The organism is Thiospirillum jenense, assembly GCF_014145225.1.
GTDB classification, from domain to species: Bacteria; Pseudomonadota; Gammaproteobacteria; order Chromatiales; family Chromatiaceae; genus Thiospirillum; species Thiospirillum jenense.
Window position 1 is genome coordinate 1 of the sequence record NZ_JABVCQ010000050.1, and the last position, 9,967, is coordinate 9,967.

Annotated in this window: 11 protein-coding genes; 9 read left to right on the plus strand and 2 right to left on the minus strand. The window is 44.9% G+C overall.

Annotated elements, in window-relative coordinates; genetic code table 11:
* Positions 1–181: 181 nt before the first annotated feature.
* Entirely contained in the window at positions 182–2,905 is a 2,724-nt protein-coding gene (locus HUK38_RS13955; protein ID WP_182584944.1) for a DNA methyltransferase, read from the minus strand.
* Between the two features lie 171 nt (positions 2,906–3,076).
* Between HUK38_RS13955 and bchF the strand changes: the two genes are divergently transcribed.
* The 8 genes from bchF to HUK38_RS13995 all read left to right on the plus strand — a co-directional run bounded on the left by bchF (position 3,077) and on the right by HUK38_RS13995 (position 8,253).
* Positions 3,077–3,556, plus strand: a complete 480-nt coding sequence (bchF, locus tag HUK38_RS13960; RefSeq protein WP_182584945.1) for a 2-vinyl bacteriochlorophyllide hydratase — start codon at positions 3,077–3,079, stop codon at positions 3,554–3,556.
* Positions 3,553–4,800 carry a ferredoxin:protochlorophyllide reductase (ATP-dependent) subunit N gene (locus HUK38_RS13965; RefSeq protein ID WP_182584946.1) on the plus strand — a complete coding sequence of 416 codons (1,248 nt, stop codon included), beginning with the start codon at positions 3,553–3,555 and terminating at the stop codon, positions 4,798–4,800. Before bchF ends, HUK38_RS13965 begins: the two co-directional genes overlap by 4 nt.
* Positions 4,801–4,822: 22 nt before the next feature.
* Complete coding sequence (locus HUK38_RS13970; protein WP_182584947.1) at positions 4,823–6,013, plus strand: DNA (cytosine-5-)-methyltransferase; 1,191 nt, start codon at positions 4,823–4,825, stop codon at positions 6,011–6,013.
* Entirely contained in the window at positions 5,997–7,106 is a 1,110-nt protein-coding gene (locus HUK38_RS13975; protein ID WP_182584948.1) for a hypothetical protein, read from the plus strand. Before HUK38_RS13970 ends, HUK38_RS13975 begins: the two co-directional genes overlap by 17 nt.
* Positions 7,107–7,234: 128 nt before the next feature.
* Entirely contained in the window at positions 7,235–7,438 is a 204-nt protein-coding gene (locus HUK38_RS13980; RefSeq protein ID WP_182584949.1) for a hypothetical protein, read from the plus strand.
* Positions 7,435–7,701, plus strand: a complete 267-nt coding sequence (locus HUK38_RS13985; RefSeq protein ID WP_182584950.1) for a type II toxin-antitoxin system RelE family toxin — start codon at positions 7,435–7,437, stop codon at positions 7,699–7,701. The genes HUK38_RS13980 and HUK38_RS13985 overlap by 4 nt, the downstream gene beginning before the upstream one ends.
* A gap of 125 nt (positions 7,702–7,826) precedes the next feature.
* Entirely contained in the window at positions 7,827–8,033 is a 207-nt protein-coding gene (locus tag HUK38_RS13990; RefSeq protein ID WP_182584951.1) for a type II toxin-antitoxin system HicB family antitoxin, read from the plus strand.
* A complete protein-coding gene (locus tag HUK38_RS13995; protein ID WP_182584952.1) occupies positions 8,026–8,253 on the plus strand; it encodes a type II toxin-antitoxin system HicA family toxin in 228 nt (75 codons plus the stop codon). The genes HUK38_RS13990 and HUK38_RS13995 overlap by 8 nt, the downstream gene beginning before the upstream one ends.
* A 608-nt stretch (positions 8,254–8,861) precedes the next feature.
* On the opposite strand, the gene HUK38_RS14005 is transcribed toward HUK38_RS13995, so the two are convergent.
* Complete coding sequence (locus HUK38_RS14005) at positions 8,862–9,227, minus strand: hypothetical protein (RefSeq protein ID WP_182584953.1); 366 nt, start codon at positions 9,225–9,227, stop codon at positions 8,862–8,864.
* A gap of 218 nt (positions 9,228–9,445) precedes the next feature.
* On the opposite strand from HUK38_RS14005, the gene HUK38_RS14010 reads away from it, so the two are divergent.
* Positions 9,446–9,886 (plus strand): DUF1413 domain-containing protein, encoded by a 441-nt coding sequence (locus tag HUK38_RS14010; protein WP_182584954.1) that lies wholly within the window; start codon positions 9,446–9,448, stop codon positions 9,884–9,886.
* Positions 9,887–9,967: the final 81 nt, after the last annotated feature.

Below are 9,967 nucleotides of genomic sequence, written 5' to 3' on the forward strand. Positions count from 1 at the left end.
TATTTTTAGCAATCGCCCTTTTTCAATTCGTTCACGTTGTTATTCTGCTAAAACCAATTCTTTTTCAGCTAAAGCCCGCTCCTTATCGTAGATTGGATTGGCAATGTGCATGGGGATGCCTCAGGTGAAATAGTCAGCATGAATGTGAGCGATTAAAACCATTGACAGTGCCTACTATAAATCACTTGGATGCTGCGCCCTGCTGTTGATACAATCGAAATAAAAACGTGATGCGCTCACTATCATCATTGCCGCCAGTATAGCGATACGCCGCATCAACGGCTTTATCAAGTTTGGCATGGGCTTTAGTTAATACTGGCGGCATGGTACGCGGATCGTATAAATCCGCTAATGATGAATTAGGAAAACGGGCGCGAGCGGTTAATACAGCTTGCGCGGTATTGGTAATAAAAGTAAGATGATTATCGGTTGTGTTTGGCCACGGGAAATTATTATAAACGATTTTTGCAGAATAGCTGTAACTGCTGCCTAATCGTCCGCATGTAATACGCATCCAAGCATTGTGCATTGCACTTGTCATAATACCAAAATGATAAATGGTGGCATTTGGAATAGTTTGTAACTTATCACCGGCAATATGTGTGTGCGGCAAAAAACCAATCGGTACATATTGGCGATGTTCAGAAGAAACACGCGGCACAGCTAAATAACTTCCGTCCAATGGTTGCCGAATTTCTGTAAATAACATTGGTTTTGTTGCCCATTCCCGCGTTGCCGCTTTATTGCTATTGAGTCGCATCGTTTTAACCGCTTCGACACGTTTTAGTACTTCTGGCATGTGGCGCAGTTTATTCGGTGGACAGTCAACCAGCCACAGGCAATAACGCGGGATGTGATTAATAAACTCATCGCCCATTGAAAATGGTTTGACGTATTGCTCCGTTTGCGGTTCGATTTGAATTAGTTCGTCACGTTCGGCTTGATTTAATAATAAATGACCACCGTCTGTCGGTTGACTGCCTCTGGTCATTATTGGTGCAAATGCACACAACGGCTTGCGGCGCGCTGCGATCAAAATATCCGGCGCATCTATTAAATACGGATTGATATTTGCAACCGTCACCGCCTGCGGTTCTCCTTTAATATCAGCGTAAATAAACAGCGTTTTTGTCGGCGCTGGCTGTAATGCAAAACCAATTATCACCACATGCACCGCCGCCTTGCCTTTCGCTTCATTTGACCAACTAAAGGTGCGATGAGCGAAATGAATCTGCACCCCAGATGTTAATAACGGCTGCCATAAAATCGCCACCTGTTCACCCTGCGTAATGCTATTGGTACTGACAAATGCGGTGCGTGTCATTAAATGCGTTTGTATATACGCCGCTGCCCGATAATACCACGCGCACACCAAATCCAAACTCTTATACGATTTAATAACGGGCAATTGCGGCGTATTATAAAACACCCGCTCTAAATCGGTAGTTTGCTGCGCCGTGCGAAAATTTTTACCAACAAACGGCGGATTACCAATAATAAAACTTGCATTCGGACAAACGCTCTGCCAATCCACTTGCAACGCATTCGCATGAATAATGGTCGCGGCGGTGGTTAATGGAATCCGCGCAAAATAAACGCCAAACGTCGCGCTCACCTGTTGATTCATTTGGTGATCTGTCAACCACAATGCCACCTGTGCGATCTGCGCCGGAAACTCCTCGATTTCAATTCCATAAAATTGATTCACATTGAGTTTTAGCAGCGTATCAATTTCTAATAACTGCGACTTTTTATGCAACTTTTTTAATAACTCTAATTCCAATTTGCGCAATTCCCGATACGCAATGACCAAGAAATTACCGCAGCCACACGCCGGATCAAGAAACGTCAGCGCGGCTAATTGATCGTGAAATGCCGCCAGCTTCGCTTTATGATTGCCCAATTGATTAAACTGCGCCCACAACGCATCCAAAAACAGCGGTTTAATTAACTTGAGAATATTTTCTTCACTGGTGTAATGCGCCCCCAAATTACGCCGCTCGCTATCCGTCATAATGCTTTGAAATAAACTGCCAAAAATCGCCGGACTAATGCGACTCCAATCCAATGCACACAGGCGCAATAGCGTTTCGCGCATTGCCCGATCAAAACTGGCCGGCGGCAATATTTCATTAAATAACTGACCGTTGATATATTGAAATGCCGCAAAGTCTTCATCCAAATTAGTCAAGCGCTGTGTCGGTGGCGTATTCAACACATGAAATAACAAGTTGATTTGCGCCCCAACATCACTGCCATCAAAACGGGTTTTATGAATCAATAATTCTTGAAATTGACGTTTCGTAAAAATACCGGTGTCTTCAGCAAATAAACAAAATAGCAACCGCACTAAATAGACTTCGAGCGCGTGTCCGGTGTAACCAACCGCTTTTAATTGATCGTGTAATACACCCATCCGCTCGGCCGCTTTAATGTTAATTGGGTCTTGCGGTTGAATGACTTGTGTGGTGTAACCGGCAATAAAGCCAAAGGCGCTAATGTGCATCACCAATTCGGCTAATGGAAAAGTCAGCGTTTGATTCGTCTCTAAATCAGTCAATTGCAACGTGGCAAAATCCGATACCAATACATAACGTGGCAAATCCTGTTCTTTAATGCCCGCGCAATACGCCAGCGCCTGTTGATACGCGGCAGTTAAATCTTTGCCGCGACTTTTCATTTCCACAATCAACACGCCCGGCCAAAACAAATCAATAAACCCCTGCTGCTCGCCGTATTTGGTCATGGCGTATTCAAACGTCGCCAAACGTTTATTGGTCACACCGAAGATTTCAAAAAAATCAATTAAAAATGGCTTGGCGTCACTATTTTCCCGCCCCGCATCCTGCCAACGGTGCGCAAACGCCAGTGCGCGTGTTTTCATTTCATTCCAAGAGAGTGGCATATTGCATCCTGAATAATTCACTAATCACTGAAGCGCAGGAAATATCAATTAACAGTTTTAATTGAATTGCTGTTTATTTCAATTCAACTTTGCCGACCATCAGTGCGATTGACAGATCACCCGCCGGCGCTTAGATTTTACCGCTTTATCAATCACACAACTTGTTTAATGATGCACCAATCACCTCCGCCGCTTTACACTCCTGAAGAACGTCAACGCCGTGACGACACGCCTTGGACATTAGTTCAAGGCATTCTCGCGCCGTTGCAATTCCTGATTTTTCTAATTAGTTTAATTCTCGTCGTGCGCTATCTATTCACCGGCGCGGGTGAAACGGCCGCGACCATGTCCATTGTCATTAAAACGCTGGTGTTATACACCATTATGATTACCGGCTCGATTTGGGAGAAAGTCGTATTCGGTAAGTATCTATTTGCGCGACCATTTTTTTGGGAAGACGTATTCAGCATGTTGGTCTTGGCATTACACACCGCCTACCTGATTGCATTATTCACCGGCTGGTTAGATGTGCGCGGGCAAATGTGGTTAGCCCTCGCCGCCTATGCCACTTACGTTATTAACGCCACGCAATTCTTATTAAAACTACGCGCTGCGCGTTTATCCGCGCCAGCCGCCGAGGTAACGCCATGACCGCCGAATTAACCATCACCCGCGAGCGCGGCGAATGCCAAACCTTTTGCGGCCTCGCCGGCATCGTGTGGCTGCACCGCAAAATGCAGGACGCCTTTTTCCTCGTGGTCGGCTCGCGCACCTGCGCGCACCTGATGCAATCCGCCGCCGGCGTGATGATTTTTGCCGAGCCGCGCTTCGCCACCGCCGTGTTGCAAGACCGCGACTTGGCGGGACTCGCCGATTGCAACGAGGAACTCGACCGCGTGGTGAGCGAATTACTCGCCCGCCGCCCCGACATCGGTACGTTATTTCTCGTCGCGTCGTGTCCATCCGAAGTCATCAAACTCGACCTCGACCGCGCCGCTGAACGGTTGAGCGCCAGTCGCGGCGGGGCGGTGCGCATCGTCGCCTACAGCGGCAGCGGGCTGGACACGCGGTTCACGCAGGGCGAGGACACCTGTTTGACTGCGCTCGTGCCGCAGATGCCCGCGTTGCCCAGCAGCGAGCGCAGTTTGCTCATCGTCGGGACGTTAGCCGATGTCGTTGAAGACCAATTTACCCGTTTATTCAATGAGATGGGCATCAGCACGGTAGATTTTCTGCCGCCGCGGCGCGTGGCGGATTTGCCACCCGTTGGCACGGGAACGTTGGTGATCGCGGCGCAGCCGTTTGTCGGTGAAACGCTGGCGGCGTTGCGGCAACGCGGCGCGACCGTGATTCCTGCGCCGTTCCCGTTTGGCGTGGAAGGCACGACGCTGTGGTTGACGGCGGCGGCGACCGCGTGGGGCGTGACAGCGGAGCGCGTGGCGGCGGTGATTGCTGCGCCCGCCGCTCGGGCGACGCAGGCGCTGGCGCGGTATCGGGAATTGCTCGCCGGCAAGCGCATTACGTTTTTACCCGATTCGCAATTGGAAATTCCATTAGCGCGGTTTTTAGCGCGTGAATGCGGCATGGAATTAGTGGAATTGGGGGTGCCGTATTTAGATCGGCGGATGTTGGATGCTGAATTGGCGTTATTACCGCCATCGGTGCGTATTATTGAAGGGCAGGATTTAGAAACGCAATTAACCCGCTTGCGGCAGGATCGGCCGGATATGACGGTGTGCGGTTTGGGATTGGCGAATCCATTAGAAGCGGAGGGTTTGACGACGAAATGGTCAATTGAATTGGTGTTTTCACCGGTGCAGGGGTTTAATCAAGCGGCCGATTTGGCGGAATTGTTTGCGCGGCCGTTGCAGCGGCGGCAGCGGTTGGTGGTGTGAATTGAGAGTTGAGAGTTGATGAGTGAGTTGGGTTGATTTTCAATTGACCCAACTTGGGTTATTAAACCGCAGCTTCATAAGGATAAAGCGTTTGAAAAATCAAGAACGACAAGCCATAAGTCTTTTTTCAGGAGCAGGTGGAATGGATATTGGCGTACGAAATGCAGGGTTTAAGATTCTTGCAGAAATTGAGTGTGATCAACACTGTTGTGCAACACTGATGGCTAATGCAGAAACGCACGGGTACGATACAAAAGTTATTCATGCAGATATAAGAACAATTCAACCCAAAAAACTATTACAGGATTTATCTTTACAGACGGGCGAATTGGATTTGCTTTTTGGTGGACCACCTTGCCAGTCATTTTCTTTAGCAGGAAAGCAGCGTGGTTTGGAAGACGAACGCGGGCTACTTCTATTTGAGATCATCAGATTTGCGCAAGGTTTGCAGCCTAAAGTTATTTTTCTTGAGCAAGTCAAAGGATTACTTTCCTCAAGAGGAAAAACTAATAGGCGTGGCGAAGTATTTGAAAATTTTTTGAAAAAACTAGAAATCATAAATTACACGCCAAAGTGGCGAGTTGTTATGTCGGCTGATTACGGTATTCCACAGTTAAGAGAACGACTATTTATTATAGCTACTAGAGAACGCAATGGATTTTCTTTTCCCGAAAGGACACATACACCTATTGATGAGATTAACAGTTTGTTTTCATATAAACCATATATCGGAATTGGTGAAGTATTAGATGGATTAGGAAAACCTGATTTAAAGGTGACAGGTAAAACGATGTATGAGCGAGCTGATAGTCACGTTGATGTAACGCCATCGCGGGATCGCGAGCGAATTGCTCAAGTCCCTGAAGGGGGCTATCTAGCAGCTCAAACTCACCTCGGAGAGGCACTTCGATGCAAATTGTCACCAAAAGACACAACTAAATATTTACGCCTCCACCGCAAACGCCCTGCAAATACGTTACGGTGTGGAGAAATTTTTTATCATCCAACTGAAAATCGATATTTGACCCCTAGAGAATATATGCGAATACATGGCTACCCTGATAATTACATCTTGAAAGGGCCAATTCGATCAAGAACAGGAACAGTCCCGAATTTAGATCAACATAGACAAATTGCTAATTCTGTCCCTCCGCCTTTAGCAAATGTAATGGCACGACAAATCAAAGGATTTTTAGATGAGCAAAATATTTGAATTGTATGGATACCGACTGGACTGCTGGAATGCTAAGGCTTCTGCTAACAGAGAAAAAGCGTGGTGTCCTTTTATGAATGCCGAATGTGACGGTGGCGGAAACCGTTATTTGTCTGCATTAGACATCGGCAAAAATCCAATGCTAGAAAAATTTTTCCCTGGAAAGAAAATAGTCCAATCGGGTGTGTGTTCTTTGCGTTTACGCGATTTTGAACAACCATGGATTGTATGCCCGCGCCGTCTTTTATCGCTACGAGGACAACAAGCAAACTATCAAACCTATGTTCGAGAACAATTGATGAAATGTGCAAATCTTGAGCAAGGAAAGTTATATCGGGCGTGGTCAGAAGTGAAAATGAAAGTAGAAACAACAAATGATGAAGACGAGGCAAAATCTTTTGACTATACCTTTGATTACGTCATAGCTGGTTCCAATCGAAAAAAACTATCTGATGTCGCCACACTTGTGGGAAAAGGACTGCGCGCAACTCAAAAAATCGCTGAAAACAATCAATATACTTTAGCATTCAGAAATGGTGAACTTTGGATTGATGACTTCCCCTCTGATCCAATTGTCATTGTTGAAATAATGACATCAAGTACATCGGGGGGAGATAAGAAGAAGCGTACCCAAATTGCTATGGCTTGTGAGGATGCTGTTATTTGCCCTGAATCTCATAATGGACCAGGAATTAACTATCGCCAAGTATGGGCGCGAATGGTTAGCCAGTTGATTGTAAAATCCCAAGTTGGTCTTGCTTGGCACGGCAAAACTTTTTGGCTTCTTCAGGATGTTCTTGCTCAATATATTTCATCTACCACTGCATTAGATTTATCAAAACATATTGCTCAAACAGCTGACGAAGTCAACATTCTTGCTTTCGGATATGGCGATATTGATGCGGAGCCGCTTGCACCGATCATTGAGATTAATAACTCTAGTTTTTATTCAGGGCTTATAACCGAAAATGCGACTGCTTCCATTTCTAAAGGGTTTGTTGAAATTGTAAAAATTGGTGCACCACCAGACAAAGAACATTTATGGCGTTCTTTGTTTAAAAAGAGTTCGTGCGGAAACATCGTTTGGGAGTAAATCAAAAAACATCGCTAATTAGGTTGCAGTTATCTAATAACCCAACACCATTCGCCGATTGATTTTGATTAAAAACCGACCCAACCTAAGTTAATTCTCAATAGTGAAAAACGCAAAAAAGGTGAAACATGCACATCAAACGTCAGTACATCGTTGATGAGTCAAACCGCCGGATCGCCGTTCAAATTGACATAGACACTTTCGTCAAAATAGAAGAGATATTAGAAAACTACGCGCTTATTCAACGCATGAGCACAGATACACCCGATGATGAAGTATTTAATCTTGAACAGGCACAATCCTATTATCAAACCCTAGAAAAAACGCAGTGAAAGTCAGCTATCACAAAAAATTTCTTAAACAACTTGCAAACCTGCCGCCGACTATTCGCACTCAAATTGAAACCTTTGCTTTTGAACGCTTACCAAGTGCAGAATCACTCAGTGAATTAGGCGTGATCGAGAAAATGCACGGGCATCGCGGCTATTATAAAACTCGTTTTGGTGCATATCGAGTCGGGATGAAAGTCGAAAATAATATGTTGATTTTGCAAGTTGTCATGGATCGCAAGGAGATTTATCGGTTTTTTCCATAAAACGCACTGTCACTTGTTTTGCCGACAATGTTTTTTAGTATTTGTGATTCATGTAGTTATTTTTTAATCGCCCGTTCCCATGCTCACACATGAAAACGCCGACCAATCATTTGGAGTAATAAAAAATGGAATTAACCGCAGTATTAACACCCGCGTCCGAAGGTGGCTATGTAGCACTCAATCCCGAAACCGGCACCACCACGCAAGGTGAAACAATCGAGGAGGCATTATTAAACTTACGCGAAGCAACGGCGCTGTATTTAGAAGAGTTTCCATTAGTCTATGCCGGGCGGCCGTTATTAACCTCATTTTATTTGCCTGATCGTGCCTAAATTGCCGGTCGTATCAGGTGCGCAGGTCATTCGTGCCTTGCAACGCTTAGGATTCTTGGTCATTCGTCAACGCGGTAGTCACATCATCCTGCGCCGTGATGATGTTGGCTGCACAGTACAGAATCATCGTGAATTAAAAATTGGAACATTAACTGGTGTTCTCAAACAAGCGGGGGTTACATCAGAAGAAGTCATCGCTGCATTGCATCATGCAATTTAATCAAGCATCATGGTTTGAAAGGCAGTCACCGCAATTATGTTCATCCACATGTGACAAAACCAATCACGATAGCCGGCAAGCACGGGGATGATGCCCAGCGGTATTTAATCAAAGCAGTGCAACGTGCAGTTGAGGAATCAAAACAATGAAAGCGCGCCCGCTACGCCAAAATAATTGAATGGTCTGAAGAAGATAATTGTTATGTAGGCAGTTGCCCCGATTTAGTGTTTGGCGGCTGTCATGGCGATAATGAACAAGCTGTTTTTGCAGAACTTTGCCAAATTGTAGAAGAAATGATTGAACTCTACCGGGCGGATAATAAACCGCTACCACCGGCAATGTCTGGTAAAAATTTACTCAATGTGTTGCAGCATGTTGCCTAATCAGTTTTAGATTGCCGCTATCTAAAAACCCAACATCCCCCCGGTTGATTTTATTTAAAATTGAACAGATTAAATTCAGAAAGTTACGCAGTTGAACAACGAAGATATTGGTTTCGTTAAAGTGAATATTCCCATGCTTGAATGTGGAAACGATCAATCATTTAACGCTTAACTGTGAACTTCTGATTTATTCGGATACAATTGTGCAAATCACTCTGCCTAAATTCACTCTAAAAATAGCGGATTGCAGGTGGCGCATTGATAATGTTCATCGTATGCAGCAACCATCGTTTTTAATCCAAATGCTTTTGCAATGTGCCGCAATACGTCTGTCGTTAAACACCGATCTGCATAACAATAAAACTGTTTTTTCTTGATTGCGTAGATAATCCGCCCTCGCGGATACGCATCATACGGCCGCGCTTTGAATTGTTGTTCAAGCCGCGTTTTTGGCGTGAATTGTTCCCAGAATTCATAATGCCCGCCGTGTGTTTGATGATCGCCATACGCGCTCGCTTGTTCTAATGGCATCGCATCAACTAACAACTGCTGTTCCACCATAAAAAAGATGCCTACTGATGGTGTTTGCATAGCAAAACCTCTACTAAAATTGCATGTTTATTCAAATAAGCGTAAAGCACATTGCTTGTGTTATTCTAATTACATTCATGGCAAGGTCGCCATGTTTTAATCAAAACGCTCTGATTGCTGCAAGTGAAATGCTATTGTATAATGAGAGATTCTCTCGTTTGTCAAAAAATAATACTTGCAAAAGTCATCAGAATCTGTTATTCTAATCAAAATCACATATGAAAAAAATCGCTATTACAGTTCGGCTGTCAGAAGAAACGATTGCGCGGCTGCGCTTTACAGCCGCCAAGCAAGGGGTGTCACTACAAGATTTGATTGAAATAACCCTAAACGCCTTTGCCGCGCATGTCCACCTCCCGGCGGGAAAAACGGTTGTCACTTATTTGTCTGACACGTTGCAGACGATGATTCACTCGGCATTGATTCAGATACCGCCGGGCAGATCAATTGGCTTAAAACAGTTGCTTGACGCGAATGTATGGCAGGATTTATCCGATTCTGCCCGCCGCAATTTAGGTAAAGAGTTCAAACAACTGGTCTTAAATGGTGAGTTTCCAGAACTCATTCTTGGCGATAAAAAGCCCGGTAATGGTGAACAGCAATATGTGCGTATTACAACTGATGAGGATAGAAAAAATGGCAATCATTTGAATCAATGAGCGAATGATTTAACGTGAAATTAACCATGATAGAACGAATGGAAGATAACACATGATAGAGTGTGGTTATATTCCTGAACC

Bases quoted from the DNA above. Each gene is read 5' to 3' on its own strand.
- HUK38_RS14005 (WP_182584953.1), bottom strand. From the start codon at position 9,227: ATGCAAACACCATCAGTAGGCATCTTTTTTATGGTGGAACAGCAGTTG.
- HUK38_RS13980 (WP_182584949.1), top strand. From the start codon at position 7,235: ATGCACATCAAACGTCAGTACATCGTTGATGAGTCAAACCGCCGGATC.
- bchF (WP_182584945.1), top strand. From the start codon at position 3,077: ATGCACCAATCACCTCCGCCGCTTTACACTCCTGAAGAACGTCAACGC.
- HUK38_RS13990 (WP_182584951.1), top strand. From the start codon at position 7,827: ATGGAATTAACCGCAGTATTAACACCCGCGTCCGAAGGTGGCTATGTA.
- HUK38_RS14010 (WP_182584954.1), top strand. From the start codon at position 9,446: ATGAAAAAAATCGCTATTACAGTTCGGCTGTCAGAAGAAACGATTGCG.
- HUK38_RS13965 (WP_182584946.1), top strand. From the start codon at position 3,553: ATGACCGCCGAATTAACCATCACCCGCGAGCGCGGCGAATGCCAAACC.
- HUK38_RS13975 (WP_182584948.1), top strand. From the start codon at position 5,997: ATGAGCAAAATATTTGAATTGTATGGATACCGACTGGACTGCTGGAAT.
- HUK38_RS13955 (WP_182584944.1), bottom strand. From the start codon at position 2,905: ATGCCACTCTCTTGGAATGAAATGAAAACACGCGCACTGGCGTTTGCG.